Below are 20,841 nucleotides of genomic sequence, written 5' to 3' on the forward strand. Positions count from 1 at the left end.
TTGCAAACCATCACCTGAAAATTGAATCAATAACAATATTTACAAAAATATAATAAACAGGAGGATTTTTACAATGAAAACAGGAAGAAATTACAAATTCTGGTTTTGTACAGGTTCACAGGATCTTTATGGGGATGAGTGTCTCCGTAAAGTAGCTGAGCATTCCTGTATTATTGTGGAAGAGCTGAACAAATCCGGTATGTTTCCATACGAGATTATATGGAAACCAACCTTGATTACCAATGAACTTATCCGTAAGACTTTCAATGAGGCAAATGCTGATGAAGACTGTGCTGGTGTGATCACCTGGATGCATACTTTTTCCCCGGCAAAATCCTGGATACTTGGTCTGAAAGAATATAGAAAGCCTCTTTGCCACCTTCACACACAGTTCAACCAGGAAATCCCTTACGACACCATTGACATGGACTTTATGAACGAGAATCAGTCCGCACACGGTGGCCGCGAGTATGGTCACATGGTAACCCGCATGGGAATCGAGCGAAAGGTAATTGTGGGCCACTGGGCTGACAAAAAGGTTCAGGAGCGTCTGGCTTCCTGGATGCGAACTGCTGTTGGCATTATGGAGAGCAGCCACATCCGAGTTTGCCGTGTGGCCGACAATATGCGAAATGTTGCCGTTACAGAGGGGGATAAGGTAGAAGCTCAGATTAAATTTGGCTGGGAAGTTGATGCCTATCCGGTAAATGAAATCGCAGAATATGTGAACGCTGTTTCCAAGGGAGATATTGACGCTCTTGTGGAAGAATATTATAATAAATATGACATTCTTTCTGAGGGAAGAGACCCGGAAGAATTCAAACGTCATGTAGCAGTACAAGCAGGAATTGAGATAGGCTTTGAGAAATTCCTGGAAGAGAAAAACTATCAGGCAATCGTAACTCATTTCGGTGATCTTGGAGCACTGAAGCAGCTTCCGGGACTGGCAATCCAGAGACTTATGGAGAAGGGCTATGGATTTGGCGCAGAAGGTGACTGGAAAACAGCTGCAATGGTTCGTCTGATGAAGATTATGACAGCAGGCATGAAGGACGCTAAGGGAACCTCCATGATGGAAGATTACACCTACAATCTTGTTCCTGGAAAAGAGGGAATCCTGCAGTCACATATGCTGGAGGTTTGCCCATCCGTAGCAGATGGCAAGCCGGCTATCAAAGTCTGCCCGCTTAGCATGGGTGAGAGAGAGGATCCTGCGAGACTTGTATTTACATCCAAGACAGGCTCTGCAATCGCAACATCCCTTGTTGATCTGGGGGATAGATTCCGTCTGATCATCAATGATGTAGATTGCAAGAAGGTTGAGAAACCTATGCCGAAGCTTCCTGTAGGAAGTGCATTCTGGACACCACAGCCAGATCTGGCTACCGGCGCAGAAGCATGGATCCTTGCAGGTGGAGCACATCATACTGCCTTTACTTATGATCTTACAGCAGAGCAGATGGGTGACTGGGCTGCAGCAATGGGAATTGAAGCTGTATACATTGACAAAGATACTACAATCCGTAACTTCAAGAATGAGCTTCGCTGGAATGAAATTGCGTTTCGAAGGTAAAAACGCATAGAATGGCAAACACGCTCTGGAGCCTGTTTACGGCGTTGGGTTGAACAGTGAAGAATGTTACACATTATAAAAAGACAACGGGAGGATTTTACACATGGGAGCAGCAGAAGCAAAGCAGGCAATCCTGGACAACAGGACATCACTTGGAATCGAGTTTGGTTCCACAAGAATTAAGGCAGTTCTGGTAGATGGAAATAATGCACCAATCGCATCCGGCGGACACGAGTGGGAGAACCGCTATGAGAATGGTGTATGGACATACAGTCTGGAAGATATCTGGTCCGGTTTGCAGGACTGTTATCAGCAGATGGCAAAGGATGTAGAGGAGAAATATGGTGTGGAGCTGACAAGCGTTGGTGCTATTGGAATCAGTGCCATGATGCACGGCTACATGCCATTTGACAAAGAAGGAAATCTTCTGGTTCCGTTCAGAACCTGGAGAAATAATATTACGGGAGAGGCAAGCAGAAAACTGTCCGAACTTTTTCAGTATAATATTCCTCAGAGATGGAGTATCGCACATCTGTATCAGGCAATTTTAAAAGGCGAGCCTCACGTAAAAGATATTGATTATATTGCCACTCTGGAGGCATATGTACATTGGAAACTGACTGGAAAAAGAGTTCTTGGAATTGGCGATGTTGCAGGAATGTTCCCGGTGGACAGCACTACCAGGGATTACAATGAAAAAATGGTTCAGCAGTTTGATGAGCAGGTTGCTTCTTATGGATTCCCATGGAAGCTTCGCGGCATTCTGCCGAAATGTCTTGTTGCGGGACAGGATGCTGGCTGCCTGACAGAAGAGGGAGCAAAGCTTCTTGATGTAACAGGCAGGCTGAAAGCCGGAATTCCTATGTGCCCGCCAGAAGGTGATGCTGGCACTGGAATGGTAGCTACAAACAGTGTTGCAAAGCGTACCGGAAATGTTTCTGCAGGTACTTCTGTATTTGCCTCTATTGTTCTGGAGAAGGAGTTATCTGCACCATATTCTGAAATTGATATGGTTGCGACTCCATCCGGACATCCGGTTGCAATGGCACACTCTAATAACTGTACTTCTGATCTGAATGCATGGGTAAATATTTTCCGTGAGTTTGCAGAGGCAATGGGTATGGAAGCTGATATGAACAAGCTTTTCGGAACTTTATACAACAAGGCTCTGGAAGGGGATGTGGACTGCGGCGGACTTTTATCCTACTGCTATTTCTCCGGTGAGCATATGACTGGATTTACAGAGGGAAGACCGCTGTTTGTACGTTCTCCAGAGAGCAAATTCAACCTTGCCAACTTTATGAGAACCAATCTTTATACCTGCCTTGGTGCTATGAGAGTTGGTCTTGACATCCTGTTTAAGAAAGAAGGGGTAAAGGTTGACCGTCTTCTTGGTCATGGCGGACTGTTTAAGACAAAAGGTGTTGGACAGCAGATCCTTGCAGATGCTGTAAATGCCCCGGTTTCTGTTATGGAGACTGCCGGTGAAGGCGGTGCATGGGGAATTGCAGTGCTCGCTTCCTATCTTGTAAATAAAGAGGAAAATGAGACTCTGGAAGACTTCCTGGATACCAAGGTATTTGCAGGAAATCAGGGAAGCACCCTGAATCCGGATCCGGAGGGTGTAGAAGGCTTTAATATGTTCATGGAAAGATATATGAAAGGCCTGCCGATCGAGCGCGCAGCTGTGGACTCCAGAATTTGGTAAGTGGCTTGGAATGAGGAGGGTATGCCTCAGATCATTCCCGCAATCTGCATGCGAAAAAAGTTCTGTGTAGTTATAAAACGAAATAAGTGAGAACGGATGGATTTTTCTCTCAGTTAAAAACGGAGACCTTTCTCATACCAGAATGTGAATTTTTTCAGGATACTGGTATGGGGAGGGTCTTTTATGTTATAATACTGAGCATTGACAGACAAACATGCTCCAGAGCCTGTTTGAAAAATAAAGGAGATACACATGGTTTTCAGCTCGATGCTCTTTCTATGGATCTTTCTGCCCTTAGTACTGGCAGCATATTATATAAGTCCCGGAAAAATCCGAAATGGAATCCTGGTATTTTTCAGTCTGCTTTTTTATGCATGGGGAGAGCCACTTTATGTTTTTCTTATGCTGTTTTCCGTAGCGGTGAATTTTACCGGTGGAATTCTGATTGAAAAATATCAGACCAGAAAAAAAAAGATTCTTGTGGCAACTTTGCTTATTAATCTGGGGCTGCTGGGATATTTCAAGTATTTTGGAACTCTGACAGAAGCCATAACCGGACTTTTTTCAGCAGATGGAACAGGAACCACTCTTTTTCAGGTGGCGCTTCCGATCGGAATTTCTTTTTATACTTTCCAGGCGTTGTCCTATGTGATCGATGTGTACAGGGGAGAGGTGCCGGCACAGCACAATTTCTGGCATATGCTTTTGTATATTTCCTTTTTCCCACAGCTGATCGCAGGACCTATTGTAAAATATCGCGACATTGCAGCTCAGATTACAGGAAGAAAAGAGACTACCCGAAAATTTGCAGCCGGGATAATGCGTTTTTGCTGGGGACTTGGGAAAAAGGTTCTTCTTGCCAATTCCTTTGCCCGTGTGGTGGATGAAATTTTCAAATATGGTCCATACGCGGTATCCAGGAAGGCTCTGTGGCTGGGCGCAATTCTTTACATGATGCAGATTTATTATGATTTTTCCGGATATTCCGATATGGCCATTGGTCTTGGAAAAATGTTCGGATTTGAATTCCAGGAGAATTTCAATTATCCTTATACAGCTGGTTCTGTGCAGGAATTCTGGCACAGATGGCATATTTCCCTGTCTTCCTGGTTTCGCGATTATGTCTATATTCCTTTGGGAGGAAATCGCAAAGGCGCGGCATGCACCTATCGAAACCTGCTTATCGTATTTTTCCTTACCGGAATGTGGCATGGGGCTGGAATAGCGTTTATCCTCTGGGGGCTTTATCATGGCCTTTTTCTTATACTGGAACGTGTGTGGCTTGGAAAAAAACTGGAAAAACTGCCTGGAATTGTGGGCTGGGGCTACACGGTGACCGCGGTGTTTTTTGGATGGATTCTGTTCCGTGCAGAAAATATTTCCCTGTTTTTTACTTATGTGAGAAATATGTTTGTGGCACATGGAGGAACCATTCTTCTTTCTGCATATCTTGACAGCAAAATGATCTTTCTGATCGTTATGGGTGTTTTATTTGCAGGAGTTTTGCAGAAGATATATGAGAAGGTCCGGGTACATTCAGATGGAAAAATCCCTGCCAATGGAATGGTGACAGTTCCGAGAATGATCGCCTGTCTGGTGATTTTCTGGCTGAGTGTAGCGGCACTTGTAAATAACAGCTATAACCCGTTTATTTATTTCAGATTTTAACAGGAAGCATATGAGAAAACAGAAAATTCTGATCGTATTATTTGCAGGAAGTCTGGTTCTGCCAGGAGTGGTGTGGACTGGATTTTCCGGCAGATTTGATACGGAAAACAATGAAAACAGAAAACTGGCTGAATTTCCGGAGGTGAATCTGGAATCTCTGGGAGACTTCCCGGAGCAGTTTGAGGCGTATTATAAGGATCATGTGCCCTTCAAAAATGACCTGGTGAAGTTCTGCAACTTTATTGATACGGAAGTTTTCCGCAATACAAAGATCGGGGATGTGGTGATCGGAGAAGATAACTGGCTGTTTTACCTGCCGGAAAGGGAGGGAGAAAATGCCATGGCAGATTACCAGAAAACCAATGTGTATACACTGGAACAAAGTGCGGAAATTGCATCCGGAATTGCAAAAGTGCGGGACTGGTTTCTGGACAGGGGTGTGGAACAATTCCATTACTACGTGGCTCCCAACAAAGAGACACTTTATTCGAAGTATATGCCGGAGAAGCCAAAGGTGATTGGAATCGGGGATTCCAGAATGGAGACTTTTGCAAAATATATGAAAGAAAATTCCGACGTGGAATTTGATTTTCTGGCAGATTATCTGAGGGAGTTTACTGAAAAATACCAGCTGTTCCGAAAATATGATACTCACATGAACAATTTAGGCGGATATATTACCAACGAGAAAATTGTACAGGATATGACAGGTGAAAGTCTGCCCATCGAAGATATTCAGGTTATGATCGGGACTAAGCCTTGCAGGGGGGATCTGTCCAGGATGATCGGGCGATATAAAGAGCTGGATGATGACAGGGAATATGGGTTGAAGTATTTTCACGATGGTATCCGTTACAAGGTGAAAAAAGAGGAGAGCGAAGGCGGCGAGGAGATCCTGAAAGTGTTTAAATCCAATTCGGATAATGAGAAAACTTTAATGGTGATCGGGGATTCTTTTCGCCTCCGCCTTGAAAAATACATGCCCTATCGCTATCAGAAAACCTTATTTGTGAGAATTGATGACTTTGACCAGGAGCTTTTGGATAAATATGAACCGGACGACGTGATTGTGATTACTGTTGAGCGTGATCAGAGGTATATGGAAAAGCTGGATAGTTATATTATACAGGACAGCGGAGAGTAAATGGTACAATATAACATATCAGAGCCTGTCCGGAATTATAGGATTTGTTTGTGGGAAAAATTTTTGTTTTATTGGTCACAGATGGAACAGTAACCTTTTTTGTCACGGGAATCGTCAGAATATTTATGGGTTATTGACAATAAGTTCGGCAAATGCTATTCTGATATTAACTTGTTTTGTCAGATATGTCTATTATGGATCATTGTATGGTCTGTAGCGGATCATTGACAGAAACCGGCTGTTTTACTGGTAATGAGAGCAGTTGGGAATGTTACTAGAGCCTGTTTGAAAAATCATTCCCGCAATCTGCACGCCCCACTTTGCGGTATATTTTGCCCGAATTCGGTTGCCGTAGCCCGCTACGGCGCCCTCATCCGGACAAAATCTCCCACAAATTGTGACGCACATCTTGCAGAAAGCCTTTTTCAAACACGCTCTAGTGAACAGCAACGGAAAGATTGCAGAATCCGTAAGGATTTATACCAAAGGAGGATCTTATGAAGAGAAAGAAAATTACCGCAATTTTGTTAGCATCCCTTATGGGAATCAGTGCAGTACCGGCTACCACATGGGCAGCAGATTCTTACAAGGAAACTGAGAAAGCAGCCTTTGCCAAAATGATCGAGGAATTTGGTGCAGATTACGCAAAGAGCCTTTCTGAAATGGATACAGAAGAAGTTAAGGGAAATGCGGAAATAAAGGTCAGTCTGGAAGATGGTGGAAAAGCAATTCTGGGAATGCTTTCTCCTGTGGATATCTCCTGGCTGGCGGATGCTTCCATCAGTGGAAATGTAAGCATGTCTGATAAGTCCATGACTGAGTTTATGGATGTGAATGTAAATGGAACCAAGATCTGTACAATAGAATATTATTTTGATACAGAGAATTCTGAAATTTATATGAGAATTCCGGAGCTGAGTGATGGCTATATTAAAATGAACATGGAGCAGATGACTCAGGAAGCTGTGGAAGAGGCAGATCAGGAACTGGATTCTTCCTTTACCACGAGTCTTGATCTGGCAGATAGCATGAACAGTTATTTTTCCACTCTGGAGAACCTTCCGGAAGCAGACTTAGTGACATCTATTCTTACAAGATACACAGATATTATTTTTGATAATGTTGCAGATGCTGAGAATCCTGGAGCACAGGAAGCTGTTGCAGGAGATGTAAGTCAGGAGCTTAGCGTTCTGGAAGGACATGTTACACAGGCAGAGGCACTTCCAATGTTCCAGCAGATTCTGGATACAGCCAAGTCTGATGAAGAACTGAAGGGGCTTATTGAGACCTGGACAGAAGCCATGAATGATCCGGATTATACTTATGAGACTTTCCTGGAAGCAATCGAGGATATGGAGAAAGATCTGGATACAGAAGCTGATGAGACTGACGAGTCCGGATTTATTTTAAGGGCATGGGTTGACAGTGATGGAGAGGTTGTTGGACGCCAGTTCCTTCTGAATGATGATGAGCAGGAGGAAGAGCTTTTCGGATATCTGTGTACAGCGGATGGAGAGAAGAGAGGATTTTCCATGCAGCTGGGTTCCGGAGATGACAAGGTTGCCATTGAAGGAAGCGGTGAGCTGAATGGTGATCTGTTAAGCGGAACTTACACGCTTTCTTCCGGTGACGCAGATGCTGCTGTTATTGATGTTGCAGACTATGATACCAAGGCAGTACAGGACGGAATCTGGAAGGGAACTTACACAATTTCCGGAGCACCTGTGGAAGATGAAGATGGAAATTCCTATGATCCATTTGGTGGAATGCAGCTGATCTTTACAGCCGATGGTGCAGATGAGGACAGCATTGACTGGAATCTTGCTATTGCAGCAGGTGGTGCGACTCTTGGTTCAGTTTCTCTGACCGGCGGCAATGGCGGTGAGACACTTGCCGCAGTTGATGTTGCTTCTCTGACAGATGTTTATGATTTCAGTAATGATGATGAAGTTGAGGCTTATACAGCTTCCATGAATATGGATGCAATCACAGAGAATCTGACCAACGCAGGCATGCCTGAGGGATGGCTGGACGATGTGATCGCTGCTACAGGCGACAGTGATATTGAGAGTGCGGAGACAGATGGTGTTGCTGAGTCCGAAGAGCAGACAGATATGGCTGGAGATACACTGGATGACAGTGAGACACCGGCAGCTTAATCAGTAATTTATGCGAGCAGGCGACCGCATAATAATTACCTGCAGCAAGGCAAATACAGCGGGGCAGACGAAGTAATTTGTCTGCCCCGTAATTTTTTATAACCAGAAAGTAAAGGTTTAGTGAGTTCGGTGCATTACGGAGCGTGTAACTGTGAAGGTACTGAACCGTTACGATTTTCTTATTGAAATGAGGGGGAGAAGGAATTGAAAAAAAGAAGCTTTGGGATTATCTGTTTTTTGTTTTTGATATTTACCATGTGTTCCTCTTCGGTGTGGGCCGCTTCTTATGTGAAGGCTTCCAATACGACTGTGAGTATCACTTCGAAAAAGCATGGATGGGTGAAGCGGGGGAAAGACTATTATTTTTATAATTCCAAGGGAAAACTGCTTTGGGGAAAAATTACCTACAAAGGTCAGCGTTATTACAGCACAAAGAATGGCAAACGCTATACAGGCTGGCTGAAATCAGGCGGAAAACGGTATTATTATAACCGGAAGAATGGCATTATGTTCCGTAACCGCTGGGCTACTGGAACAAAATACTCTTATTATTTTAATAAGTCAGGTGTTGCAATTGCCAACCGCTGGCTAAGCTACGGAGGAAAGCGATATTATTTCCTTCCTAATTCCAGAATGGCAACAGGATGGCAGAAAATTGGTGAATATCGTTATTATTTTGATAAGAAAACAGGTGCTTTGTATACAAATGTGTGGGTGGGGAAATATTATGTAAATGATAGCGGGAGAAGAACAGGACAAACCAGACCGGATGTGAAGGTGAATGATAACCGCTATACATATAAAAGCAGCTCTCTTAATATTGATCTGCGCAGAAAATTCACACATAATGTTCCTTACTGGGTAGCGCTGATAAAGATCAAAAATTCCAGACAGCTGAAATCTGCTCTGTCTTATGGAAGCTATGGTGGTGCCAGACAGACTACCTCCGGTGCAGTTTCTGGTAATGGGGGTATTATCGGAGTGAATGGAAGTGCGTTTAGTTACCAGACAGGGCGGCCGTCACCTCTTGGAATGTGCATCAAGAATGGTGTGATTTATGGAAATTATGAGACCAGTTACAGTGTAATGGCTGTAAGGTATGATGGCACTATTTATACACCAAAGCAGGGATTGAAAGGCGAAGCTCTTCTGGAAGAGGGGGTAAAAGATACCTATAATTTTGGCCCAATCCTGATCAAAGATGGCCAGGCCCAGCCGGCCTGGTCAGAAACAGCCAAATATTATCCGAGAACTGCTGTGGGAATGGTGAAACCTGGCATTTATGTGCTTCTTGTCACCGACACTGGCAGTTACGCCGGCCTGAACCACTGGGATCTTGTTAATATCTTCAACAGCTATGGCTGTCAGTACGCTTACAACCTGGACGGCGGCGGCTCCGCCACATTGTATTACAATGGTCAGGTCATGAATAAGCTGATTAATAATTACGAGAGACCATGTGGGGATTTTCTTTATTTTACGAATTGATGTGTTGACAATGAAAAGCATTTAAGGATCATGTTGTTTGAACGACGGTAGTGTAAAACGAATTAAGAAAAAATTATCTCTTTTTTCCTTGGTGCTGACCAAGTATATTTTACTTACGGAAACCCCGTCAAGGCTGAATTTTACGGGCTTTCAGCCCGGCCTTGACAGGTTTTCCAACGTAAAATTAAGGTCACCTAAACCAAAGAAAGGGGAGGTAAAGGCTATATAGCCCAGAATCGTTGATTTTACTGGGGGTGAGCCGATTTTGGAGGTATGAAGTTGACACTACCTCATGCATTTTTGAGGTATAAATATGATATACACATACAAATATAAATCGCCGTTAGGGCATATTTTACTGGCGGCAGATGAAGTGGGAATTACTGGTCTATGGTTTGAAGGACAGAAATATTTTGGGAATACACTTCCAGACAAGCATATTCCACAGGAAACAGAGATTCTCACGGAAGCGAAAAAATGGCTGGATGTTTATTTCTCCGGTGAAGAACCGAAATTTACTCCGCCACTTCATCCGGACGGCTCAACATTCAGACAGGCAGTGTGGAAGATTTTATTGCAGATTCCCTATGGACAGACGATCACATACGGAGAAATTGCCCGCAAAATGGCAGAGATGAAAAATGTATCCCGCATGTCTGCCCAGGCAGTTGGAGGTGCGGTTGGACACAATGAAATTTCTATTATCATTCCCTGCCATCGTGTGATAGGCACAAATGGAAGTCTGACAGGGTATGCCGGGGGAATTGATAAAAAGCTTTCGTTGCTTGAACTGGAACACGCGGATATGAGTTATTTATTTGTTCCAAAGAAAGGGACAGCATTGTAGGAGGCAGTGATAAAACTGTCCTCATTTTGGGTTATTTTGGAGAGCCAAGATTGGACGGAAAATAGAATCTTGGACATATTTTGGACATATCTATTAAATGTTACAGAAATATTACGAGAATGGTGAACCCCAAAACCCCGCAAACCCTTATAAATCCAAAGAGAAACACCCGGTAGGGGAGCTACCGGGTATTTCGAGGGGAGTATAAATAATTAAATAAGGGGTTATGTAAAAAAATTTTTGAAGGGTAAATTCTTTTACAAAGCCAATTATAATATAAATTGGAAAAAAAAGCAATATCATTTTGATGAATATTCTTTCTGCAATTGGTTACAATACACAAAGTAATTTGAAAACAGCTGCTGGGTGCGGAACAGAACGCGAACAGCGGCATTCAACAGGAGGAATACTCAAATGGCAAAAAATTATGAGTCTGAAAACAAGAACAGCAAAAATTCAACAAACAGATCTTATGAAAATGAGATGAATTCTCAGGATTGCAAGAATTCTTACTCAAAAAACAGCAGCAAAAACAAGAGTCGTAATTCTTACGAGTCTGGGGAAGATACTACTTCCAGATATTAAAATATTTTAAGAAAGGGCGCAGGGTCTGTTGACTCTGCGCCCATGTTGGGAGGTTTAATGTATGCCGGAGGTTTTTGATGAGCAATGCGGAAGAAAATCCAGAGCCTTTTTCAGACACGCTCTAACGTTGCACGCGTCCTGCACCGTCGCTTTCAATCATGGAAAGAACTTATGATTCAGTAATATATTTAAGCCAGTGCTTTCATTACTTCATACGCACCATTTTCACGGATCTGAGTTAAGTAATTGCATACAGCTGCTTCAAATCCGGAAATCTGTGTCAGATCTTCGCCCCAGAAGGAAGTATTGGTGCAGACTGCATGAACAAGATCCGCTGCGGAATCATCTTTATGTGCAAGGTAGAATTCGAGAACTGCTTTGTCATCTTTTACAGTGTATTCATTAGCTGCTCTTTTGGCTGTAAGTCCGTCTTCGCTCATAGCATATCCGTTATAGAATGCAATGTAGAAGGCGAAAGAAGCTGTGATGCATGCAGGAAGTGTACCTTTGCGTTCAACATATTTTTTGAGTGACGGCATAACACGTGCTTTCCATTTGGATGTAGAGTTCAGAGAAATGGAAAGAAGAGCGTGATCGATAAATGGGTTTTTGAAACGTTCTGTAACAGCAGCGGCAAAATCTTTGAGCTCTGCTTTTGGAAGGTCCAGAGTAGGGATGATCTCATCATAAATAGTTTTGTTCATAAATCCACAGATCACATCGTCGTTCATGCAGTCTCTGACAATATCCTGTCCTGCAAGGTAAGCACCCAGTACAAAGGAGGTATGAGCACCATTTAAGATACGTACTTTTCTCTGCTTGTATGGTTTGTGATTGTCTGTGATCAGGATTGGAAGGTTCGCTTTGTCAACCGGGAATTCGTCTTTGATTGACTGAGGTCCTTCGATTACCCAGAAGCCGAAGATTTCACCTGTGTCGATCAGGTTATCTTTATAGCCAAGTTCTTCACAGATTGCAGCAGCTTCATTTCTTGGATAACCTGTTACAATACGGTCTACAAGTGTAGAGCAGAAGATGTTTTCAGCTTTGATCCAGTTGATAAAGTCTTCACCAAGATTCCACTGTTCAGCATATTTTAATACACATTTTTCAAGCTCTTTTCCATTATCATCGATCAGCTCACAGGAAAGAATGATAAATCCTTTGCCGGCTTCCTGACCGAATTTCTGGAAACGGCGATACATAAATTGAGTAAGTTTTCCAGGATAGCTGCCAGCCGGAACATCAGTAAACTGACAGGAAGAATCATAAGTAATTCCGGCTTCTGTTGTATTACATGCGATAAAACGGAGGTCCGGGTTATCTGCACATGCGAGAACTGCTTCAAAATCCTTATATGGATTGAGACAACGGCTTACACAGGAGATAACACGCTTTTTATTTATTTTTTTGCCATCCTGGAATCCACGGAGAAATAAGGTATAAAGACCCTCTTGTTCGTTGAACCTGTCATCGAGATCTGGAGCGATTGGCTGGCACAGAACAACTTTGGAGTTGAATCCGGCTTTTTCGTTTAACTCATCTATAAAATAATCTACAAATGCACGGAGGAAGTTTCCTTCACCAAACTGAAGTACACGTTCCGGCGCTGATTCAAGAAGGTATCCATCATAGCCCTGTTCTTTTAAAACAGCATAAGATAATTTTTTCATTTTCATTTTTCCTCATATATAATGATATGAGTGTTAAAAGGTCTTTTGACACTCATTTGATATCCGGATTGCTACGCAGCTACGCTGCTTCCGCAATTCGATTTATGTTTTATAAAGTAACGCCCTGTTTGAAGATTGCCATATCATGGAAACCTGCTTCTTCGGATTTTGATTTCTTTCCGGATGCAATCTCAAGGACAAAATCCAGAAGATTTTCTGAAAGCTCATCAAGAGGAGTATCATTTACCATGACTCCACAGTTGAAATCAATCCAGTTCTGCTTCTTTTTTGCAAGCTGGTTATTTGTGGAGATTTTTACTGTAGGTACAGGACTTGCAAATGGTGTTCCGCGTCCGGTGGTAAAAAGTACAATGTGTGCACCGGATGCAGCAAGGGCAGTAGAGGCGACAAGATCATTGCCAGGTGCACTCAGCAGGTTTAATCCTTTTTCCTTTACAGGTTCTCCATAAGAAAGAACTCCCATGACAGGTGCACTTCCGGATTTTTGCGTACATCCGAGAGATTTATCTTCCAGACTGGAAATACCGCCTTTTTTGTTTCCAGGAGAAGGATTTTCATAAATGGTCTGGTTGTGACTTTTAAAATAGTTTTTGAAATCGTTGACAAGGGCAACTGTCTGGTTGAACAGATCTTCTGTCTCGCAGCGGTTCATAAGTAATTCCTCAGCACCGAACATTTCAGGAACTTCTGTAAGAATTGTAGATCCTCCCATAGAAATCAGTTTGTCAGAAAATGCACCAACAGTAGGGTTTGCCGTGATTCCGGACAAACCATCAGAGCCGCCGCATTTCATACCGATTATCAGTTCAGATGCACGGATTGGTTCACGTTTAAATGAGGATGCATAGGAAATCAGTTCTTTGACAGTTTCAATACCATCACGGATCTCGTCTTCACATTCCTGGGCAACGAGAAAACGTACACGCTCAGGATCATAGTTTCCGATAAATTTCTTTAATTCATCGATGTTGCTGTTTTCGCAGCCAAGTCCAAGAACCAGAACACCGCCTGCATTGGGATGGTTCACTAAATCAGCAAGAATCTGACGTGTGTTATTCTGATCATCACCCATCTGGGAACATCCGTAAGGATGGGGAAAAGCGCAGACACCATCAATCTGGTCTGTCATGTATTTCTGTGAGGCCCGCTCAATAGCAGATGCGACATTGTTAACGCAGCCTACTGTAGGGATGATCCAGATTTCATTACGTACACCAACACGGCCGTCTTTTCTGCGATAGCCCTGGAAGAATTTTGGCTTCTGGTGTGGAAGCTCTGTGACATTTTTATTGTATGTATAAGTAAGAAGATCTCCCAGCCCTGTTTTTAAATTGTGAGTATGAATCCAGGAACCTGCGGAAATTTCTGTGGTTGCACATCCAATGGGATTACCATATTTAATAATGGAATCACCAGGCTTGAGATTTTTTAATGCAAACTTGTGTCCCTGCATGATGTCTTCTGTAAGAGTGAGTGTGGAGTTATCAAGTTCGATCACAGTGCCTTTCGCCAGAGGCTGAAGCGCAACGGCTACATTATCTGAAGGATTAATTTTAATAAAAGATTTCAAGAAATCAACAACCTCCTTTATGTGAAAATAATATATGTAAGAGCTTACATTCAAATTACATCAACAAAACAGGAACGTCAATAGAAAATGGAAAAAAAGCTAAAAATGGTAAAAATACACAATATATCATGCGTAAATTTGGCTGTTCTTCAAATGCTGTATGAATTGAAAATGACACTTATTTATCGTATACTGTGATTAAAATGTAAGACCTTACATTTTCGCTGGAACGGATAGAGAGAAGAGGAGAATTATTCTATGAAAGCATTTATGGACAAAGATTTTTTACTTTCAACAGAAACTTCAAAAAAGTTATTTCATGAGTATGCAGAGACAATGCCAATTGTAGATTACCATTGCCATATCAATCCCCAGGAAATTGCAGAGGACCGTAAGTTTGAGAATATTACCCAGGTGTGGCTTGGCGGTGATCATTATAAATGGCGTCAGATGCGGTCAAATGGAGTAGATGAGTACTACATTACTGGTGGTGCCAGTGACCGTGAAAAATTCCAGAAATGGGCAGAAACTCTTGGTAAAGCAATCGGAAATCCGCTCTATCACTGGAGCCATCTGGAATTGCAGAGATATTTCGGATATACAGGATATCTGAACGGAGATACAGCCGAAGAAGTGTGGAACCTGTGTAACAAAAAGCTTCAGGAAGATGATATGTCTGTAAGAAACATTATTCGCAAATCCAATGTAAAATTAATCTGTACAACAGATGATCCGATAGATGATCTGAAATGGCATAAAGTTCTTGCAGAAGATGAAAGCTTTGAGGTAAAAGTGCTTCCTGCATGGCGTCCGGACAAGGCAATGAATCTGGAAAAACCGGAATATCCGGAATACATGAAAAAGCTTTCACAGGTTAGTGGCGTTGAAATTGCTGATTTCGCAGATCTGAAAGAAGCCCTTCTTAAGAGAATGGAATTCTTTGCACAGATGGGATGCAGTGTATCTGACCATGCACTGGAATATGTTATGTATGCGCCTGCGGCAGAAGAAAAAGTAAATGAAATCTTTAAAAAGAGACTGAATGGCGAAAGCATCTCAAGAGAAGAAGAAATGATCTTCAAGACAGCTTTTATGCAGTTTGTTGGAAAAGAATATCATAAAAAGAACTGGGTAATGCAGATCCATTATGGATGCAAGAGAGACAACAATGCATTTATGTATGAGCAGCTCGGACCGGATACCGGATATGACTGCATCAATAACTATGCGCCAAGTGCTCAGACAGCAGATTTCCTGAACTCTCTGATCGCATCAAATGAACTTCCAAAGACAATCCTGTACTCCCTCAATCCTAATGATAATGAGGCAATCGGAACAATCCTTGGCTGCTTCCAGGGAACAGAGGCAGCAGGCAAAATTCAGCAGGGAAGTGCATGGTGGTTCAACGATCACAAAACCGGTATGATCGCACAGATGACATCACTCGCAAATCTGGGACTGCTTGCAAACTTTGTTGGCATGCTTACTGATTCAAGAAGCTTTTTGTCTTATACCAGACATGAGTATTTCCGCAGAATTCTTTGCGAGCTTATTGGCGGATGGGTGGAAAATGGAGAGTATCCAGCTGATTATAAAACTTTAAAGGAAATTGTGTGCGGAATTTCGTACAATAATGCAGTAGACTATTTTGGATTTGACCTGTAAAATTATTGATGTTAAAATAAATAAACAGCTTGATAAAAGCATATCAGATATGAATCTGTCTGATATGCTTTTTCAATAGAATGTATTAAGCGAATGCTTATTTTCTATTATTACCAGAACGAACAGGAGAACTATAGTGAATATATATGATATTGCAAAGCTGGCAAATGTTTCCATCGCAACAGTATCCAGAGTGGTCAATAACAGTCCGAAAGTCAGCCCGAAGACAAAAGAAAAGGTTCTTACGGTTATGAAAGAAAATGAATACACGCCGAATGCGTTTGCCAGAGGCCTTGGTCTTGGATCGATGAAAACAGTAGGAATCATCTGTCCAAACATTGACGATATCTATATGGCAAAAGCAGTATCTTATCTGGAGCGAAATCTTCATGCTCATGGATATGACTGTATTCTTGGCTGCAGTGGATTTAAACAGGAAGAAAAGGAGGATTATGTCAGACTCCTTTTGTCTAAGAAAATAGACACGCTGATACTGGTTGGTTCTACATATGCAGGAAATGGTAAAGATGAATCTGACACAGATTATATTCGGGAGGCAGCGGAACAGGTTTCCATATTTATGATTAACGCAAAGGTTTCAGGCGATAATATTTACTGCACCTATGCGGATGATTTTCAGGCTACTTATGAAGTGACGAAAGCCTTTATACGGAGAGGAAAAGAGAAAATTCTTTTTATGTATGATTCAGAATCCTACAGTGCCAGGCAGAAAATGGCGGGATACGAAGCTGCATTGCAGGAAGCCGGATATCCGATTTGTGGAAATCTGAAATTCAAGACCAGAAATGACATTGAATATACACGGGATATGCTGCTTGAATACAACCGGACCCTTGATTTTGACAGTGTCCTTGCAACGGAGGATGGAATTGCAATCGGAGCAGTAAAGTATGCAAAGATTAAGGAACTGGCGATCCCTGAAGAGCTTCCGGTTGCCGGATATAATAATTCAATTCTTGCAATCAGCAGTGATCCTGAGCTCACGTCGGTGGACAGTAAGCTGGGCGTAATGTGCAAAAAGACAGTGGAACGAATGATCGATCTTCTTGAGAGAGAAATACAGATTGAAAAGAATGTGTGTGTTCCGTGCGAAATAGTCCGCAGGTGTACAACGGATTTCTGATCTTGATTTATATTTAACCGAATCAAGTAAGTCCCCTGCGGAGGTTACGAAAAGCAATACTTAAAAAAGGTGCATTTTGGCACCTTTTTTGTATTTGCGGATATACTGATAAAAAAGGGGATTTTCCATGTTTCCTGTAGAGCCGATTTCCGGAAAAATGCTGGATTATTATGTTGGACGGAAAGATTCCTTTCTTATAGATTTGAGAAATCCGAAAGAGTACCATACCGGACATATAAAGGGAGCGGTAAATGTGCCATATGAGAAGTTTGAAGAAATGCAGACATATGATTTTCCAAAAGGGAAAATACTGGTGCTGTATTGCGACAGAGGCGGGGCAAGTCTTCAGGCAGCCAGGATTCTGGCGCGAAATGGATATAAGACAAAAACGGTGATCGGGGGAATGAAGGAGTACAGAGGGAGAAATCTGATATGCGATATATGAGAAAAAATTCAAAAGAGTACTATCTTGTAATTTCCATCAAGGCATGATAATGTAAAGAAGAAAAATGTCCTTTTCATGAGGTTATGTAAACCGAAAAGGAGAGAGACAATTCGAACACTAAAAACAGAGGAGAAACCAAGTTTATGAAATATATGTTTGCTTCTGACATCCATGGTTCTGCTTACTATTGCAGGAAAATGCTGGATGCTTTTGAGAAAGAAGGGGCAGAGCGCCTGGTTCTGCTGGGCGATCTGCTTTATCACGGACCAAGAAATGATCTGCCAAAAGAATATGCACCGAAGCAGGTGATCCCCATGCTGAATGCCATGAAAGACAAAATTTATGCTGTGCGCGGTAACTGTGAGGCAGAAGTGGATCAGATGGTTCTGGAGTTTCCGGTGATGGCAGATTACTGCATTCTGTCAATTGACGGCAAGACACTTTATGCGACGCATGGACATGTTTATAATCAGAATAACCTTCCGCCTTTATGCAAGGGAGATATTCTGATCCATGGTCATACCCATGTTCTGAAAGCAGAGCAGATGGAGGGATACATTCTTTTGAATCCGGGTTCCGTATCCATTCCGAAAGAAGGAAATCCGCCTACCTATGCGGTGCTTGAGGACGGTGTTTTTTCCATCATGGATTTTGACGGAAATATTGTAAAAAGCATAGTGCTTTAAGAAGGGAAAAACGGTGAATGAGTACAGAAAGATTTGAACTGATCGCTCCCTGCCATTTTGGCCTGGAAGCGGTTTTGAAAAGAGAAATACTGGATCTGGGATATGAGATCAGCAAGGTGGAGGATGGCAAGGTTACTTTCCTGGCAGATGCCCAGGGAATTGCAGATGCCAATGTTTTTCTGCGTACTACAGAGCGTATTCTTCTGAAGGTTGCGGAAGTGAAAGCTGAGACATTTGATGAGCTTTTTGAGGCAACGAAGGCTTTGCCATGGGAACGTTATATTCCAGCAGATGGCAAATTCTGGATTGCGAAAGCCAATTCAGTGAAGAGTAAGCTGTTCAGCCCGTCTGATATCCAGTCTATTATGAAAAAAGCCATTGTAGAGCGTCTGAAGGGCGTATATAACGTGTCCTGGTTCCCGGAAGACGGAGCAAGTTTTCCTATCCGTGTGGCGTTTATGAAGGATGTGGCAACTATTGGAATCGATACTTCCGGTGTTTCTCTTCATAAGAGAGGATATCGTCAGATGACCGTGAAGGCACCTATTACAGAGACTCTTGCCAGCGCATTGATTATGTTAACTCCGTGGAAAAAGGACAGAAGTCTTGTGGATCCCTTTTGCGGAAGCGGTACTTTTCCAATCGAGGCGGCTATGATGGCTGCAGATATTGCACCGGGTATGAACCGTTCTTTCCTTGCAGAGGACTGGAAGCATGTTGTGCCGAGAAGATGCTGGTATGAGGCGGTAGAAGAGGCTCAGGACAGAGTGAATCTGAAAATCGAGACGGATATTCAGGGCTATGATATTGATGCTGAGGCACTGAAAGCGGCCAGGGCAAATGCGAAAATGGCAGGAGTAGAAAGCCTGATCCATTTTCAGCAGCGTCCGGTGAAGGAGCTTCATCACCCGAAGCCATACGGATTTATCATTACGAATCCCCCTTATGGCGAGCGTCTGGAAGAAAAAGCAGCTTTGCCGCAGCTTTACCGCGAGATCGGTGAGAGCTACCGCGGTCTGGATAAGTGGTCAATGTATCTGATCACTTCTTATGATAAAGCTGAGAATGACATTGGACGCAAGGCAGATAAGAACCGTAAAATCTATAACGGAATGCTGAAAACATATTTTTACCAGTTCCTGGGACCAAAGCCTCCAAGACGTGCGGCACAGGAAAAGAAAGAGGGCACTGATAAATGAAGAAGATAATTTTTGCAACAGGAAATGCAGATAAAATGAAAGAAATCCGTAAAATCCTGGCAGATCTGGATGCAGAAGTGGTATCCATGAAAGAGGCTGGAATCCAGGCGGATATTGTAGAAGATGGCAAAACCTTCGAGGAAAACGCAGTGATCAAGGCGACTGCCATCAGCAAGCTTACCGGTAATGGCGAAATTGTACTTGCAGATGACTCGGGGCTTGAGATTGATTATCTGAATAAAGAGCCGGGAGTTTATTCTGCACGTTATATGGGCGAGAATACAGACTATCATATTAAGAATGCAAATTTGATCCAGAGACTGGATGGCGTGCCGGATGAGCAGCGTACAGCCCGTTTTGTCTGCGCTATTGCAGCTGCCTTTCCAGACGGAAGAGTGGAAACTGTGCGCGGAACCATGGAAGGCCGTATTGGATATGAGGAAAAGGGTGCCAATGGATTTGGGTATGATCCTATCTTTTTCCTGCCGGAATATGGCTGTACATCTGCAGAGCTGTCTATGGAAGAAAAAAATAAAATCAGCCACAGAGGAAAAGCTTTGCAGGCAATAAAGGAAGAATTACGATGAAGGTGCTGGTTGTCAGTGATACTCATGGGAGAGATGAGTCACTGGAGATGGCAGTAGCTTTGGAGCAGCCCTTTGATTATCTGATCCATTGCGGCGACGTGGAGGGCAGGGAATTTTTTATTGAAGCGCTGGCAGAATGTCCCTGTACCATTGTGGCAGGAAATAATGATTTTTTCAGTGATCTTCCAAGAGAGGACGAGATTTTGCTGGAAGGACATAAGATCATGGTGACTCATGGGCACAATTATGGTGTGTCCATGGATCTTTATGGGGTTTCGGAAGAGGCGGCAGCCAGAGGCTGTGAGATTGTTTGCTTCGGACATACCCATAAGCCAGTGGTGGAGAAGAAAAATGGTGTACTGGTGATCAATCCGGGAAGCCTTTCTTTTCCGAGACAGGAAGGCCGCAGACCAAGTTATGCGGTGATGGAGCTGTATAAAGGGGAAGAGCCGGAAATTGAAATTCGGTATTTGTAACTGAAAAATACCTGTATATTTGACTGTGGAAACGAAATATTTTTTGAAATATTTTTTTGAAAATTGTCGAAAAAGAGAAAAATGCAGATGGTGGAGAACCTGGAAACCCGCATTTTTAGCGGGTTTTCGGGAATTACATCTTTTTTCGAAAAAAATATAAAAATTTATAAAAAAGGTGTTGACAAATGGGAGACCATATAATA

The 20,841-nt window shown here is 42.7% G+C and carries 19 protein-coding genes; 16 read left to right on the forward strand and 3 right to left on the reverse strand.

What is annotated here, in order from left to right; translation table 11 throughout:
- The first annotated feature begins 73 nt into the window (after window positions 1–73).
- From araA to AB5706_RS08540, 4 genes are all read left to right on the forward strand, one after another.
- Window positions 74–1,573: an L-arabinose isomerase gene (gene araA, locus AB5706_RS08525; RefSeq protein ID WP_173772831.1), complete on the forward strand. Its 1,500-nt coding sequence runs from the start codon at window positions 74–76 to the stop codon at window positions 1,571–1,573.
- A gap of 103 nt (window positions 1,574–1,676) precedes the next feature.
- Window positions 1,677–3,281, forward strand: coding sequence for a xylulokinase (locus AB5706_RS08530; RefSeq protein ID WP_173772830.1), 1,605 nt, complete (start codon window positions 1,677–1,679; stop codon window positions 3,279–3,281).
- A gap of 252 nt (window positions 3,282–3,533) precedes the next feature.
- On the forward strand, window positions 3,534–4,949 hold the full coding sequence (locus AB5706_RS08535; RefSeq protein ID WP_173772829.1) for an MBOAT family O-acyltransferase: 1,416 nt from the start codon (window positions 3,534–3,536) through the stop codon (window positions 4,947–4,949).
- 10 nt (window positions 4,950–4,959) lie between these two features.
- On the forward strand, window positions 4,960–6,093 hold the full coding sequence (locus tag AB5706_RS08540; RefSeq protein ID WP_173772828.1) for an alginate O-acetyltransferase AlgX-related protein: 1,134 nt from the start codon (window positions 4,960–4,962) through the stop codon (window positions 6,091–6,093).
- A 243-nt stretch (window positions 6,094–6,336) separates the two neighbouring features.
- Here the strand turns inward: AB5706_RS08540 and AB5706_RS08545 are convergent, their stop codons facing one another.
- A complete protein-coding gene (locus tag AB5706_RS08545) occupies window positions 6,337–6,489 on the reverse strand; it encodes a DUF6783 domain-containing protein (protein ID WP_308768401.1) in 153 nt (50 codons plus the stop codon).
- Between AB5706_RS08545 and AB5706_RS08550 the strand changes: the two genes are divergently transcribed.
- The 5 genes from AB5706_RS08550 (at window position 6,421) to AB5706_RS08570 (ending at window position 11,172) form a co-directional block, all read left to right on the forward strand.
- Window positions 6,421–6,594, forward strand: a complete 174-nt coding sequence (locus tag AB5706_RS08550) for a DUF6783 domain-containing protein (RefSeq protein WP_308768402.1) — start codon at window positions 6,421–6,423, stop codon at window positions 6,592–6,594. The genes AB5706_RS08545 and AB5706_RS08550 overlap by 69 nt on opposite strands.
- The gene (locus tag AB5706_RS08555) at window positions 6,591–8,252 is read left to right on the forward strand and encodes a hypothetical protein (RefSeq protein ID WP_173771189.1); all 1,662 of its coding nucleotides are present in this window, start codon (window positions 6,591–6,593) and stop codon (window positions 8,250–8,252) included. The genes AB5706_RS08550 and AB5706_RS08555 overlap by 4 nt, the downstream gene beginning before the upstream one ends.
- Window positions 8,253–8,456: 204 nt before the next feature.
- Window positions 8,457–9,740: a phosphodiester glycosidase family protein gene (locus tag AB5706_RS08560; protein WP_173734929.1), complete on the forward strand. Its 1,284-nt coding sequence runs from the start codon at window positions 8,457–8,459 to the stop codon at window positions 9,738–9,740.
- 313 nt (window positions 9,741–10,053) lie between these two features.
- Window positions 10,054–10,587, forward strand: coding sequence for a methylated-DNA--[protein]-cysteine S-methyltransferase (locus AB5706_RS08565; RefSeq protein ID WP_148461765.1), 534 nt, complete (start codon window positions 10,054–10,056; stop codon window positions 10,585–10,587).
- A 414-nt stretch (window positions 10,588–11,001) separates the two neighbouring features.
- Window positions 11,002–11,172 carry a hypothetical protein gene (locus tag AB5706_RS08570; RefSeq protein ID WP_173716171.1) on the forward strand — a complete coding sequence of 57 codons (171 nt, stop codon included), beginning with the start codon at window positions 11,002–11,004 and terminating at the stop codon, window positions 11,170–11,172.
- 188 nt (window positions 11,173–11,360) lie between these two features.
- On the opposite strand, the gene AB5706_RS08575 is transcribed toward AB5706_RS08570, so the two are convergent.
- Together AB5706_RS08575 and AB5706_RS08580 are read right to left on the reverse strand one after the other, a co-directional pair.
- Window positions 11,361–12,845 carry a tagaturonate reductase gene (locus AB5706_RS08575; protein WP_118579823.1) on the reverse strand — a complete coding sequence of 495 codons (1,485 nt, stop codon included), beginning with the start codon at window positions 12,843–12,845 and terminating at the stop codon, window positions 11,361–11,363.
- A 109-nt stretch (window positions 12,846–12,954) separates the two neighbouring features.
- Entirely contained in the window at window positions 12,955–14,436 is a 1,482-nt protein-coding gene (locus AB5706_RS08580; protein ID WP_173771171.1) for a UxaA family hydrolase, read from the reverse strand.
- A 258-nt stretch (window positions 14,437–14,694) separates the two neighbouring features.
- Here AB5706_RS08580 and uxaC point away from each other — a divergent pair, with 258 nt between their 5' ends.
- From uxaC to AB5706_RS08615, 7 genes are all read left to right on the forward strand, one after another.
- Window positions 14,695–16,101, forward strand: a complete 1,407-nt coding sequence (gene uxaC / locus AB5706_RS08585; RefSeq protein WP_173771169.1) for a glucuronate isomerase — start codon at window positions 14,695–14,697, stop codon at window positions 16,099–16,101.
- 136 nt (window positions 16,102–16,237) lie between these two features.
- A complete protein-coding gene (locus AB5706_RS08590; protein ID WP_368361488.1) occupies window positions 16,238–17,245 on the forward strand; it encodes a LacI family DNA-binding transcriptional regulator in 1,008 nt (335 codons plus the stop codon).
- A 127-nt stretch (window positions 17,246–17,372) separates the two neighbouring features.
- The gene (locus tag AB5706_RS08595) at window positions 17,373–17,690 is read left to right on the forward strand and encodes a rhodanese-like domain-containing protein (RefSeq protein ID WP_118579811.1); all 318 of its coding nucleotides are present in this window, start codon (window positions 17,373–17,375) and stop codon (window positions 17,688–17,690) included.
- 143 nt (window positions 17,691–17,833) lie between these two features.
- Window positions 17,834–18,376 carry a phosphodiesterase gene (gene yfcE, locus AB5706_RS08600; RefSeq protein WP_342982016.1) on the forward strand — a complete coding sequence of 181 codons (543 nt, stop codon included), beginning with the start codon at window positions 17,834–17,836 and terminating at the stop codon, window positions 18,374–18,376.
- A gap of 17 nt (window positions 18,377–18,393) precedes the next feature.
- Window positions 18,394–19,575, forward strand: coding sequence for a THUMP domain-containing class I SAM-dependent RNA methyltransferase (locus tag AB5706_RS08605; protein WP_173773091.1), 1,182 nt, complete (start codon window positions 18,394–18,396; stop codon window positions 19,573–19,575).
- Complete coding sequence (locus AB5706_RS08610) at window positions 19,572–20,162, forward strand: XTP/dITP diphosphatase (protein WP_195379511.1); 591 nt, start codon at window positions 19,572–19,574, stop codon at window positions 20,160–20,162. The genes AB5706_RS08605 and AB5706_RS08610 overlap by 4 nt, the downstream gene beginning before the upstream one ends.
- Entirely contained in the window at window positions 20,159–20,638 is a 480-nt protein-coding gene (locus AB5706_RS08615; protein ID WP_148461758.1) for a metallophosphoesterase family protein, read from the forward strand. The genes AB5706_RS08610 and AB5706_RS08615 overlap by 4 nt, the downstream gene beginning before the upstream one ends.
- Window positions 20,639–20,841: the final 203 nt, after the last annotated feature.

The sequence above is a fragment of the Ruminococcus sp. RTP21484sp1_RTP21277st1_D2_RTP21277_210401 genome, assembly GCF_040924225.1.
In the GTDB taxonomy this organism is placed as follows: Bacteria; Bacillota; Clostridia; order Lachnospirales; family Lachnospiraceae; genus Blautia_A; species Blautia_A faecis.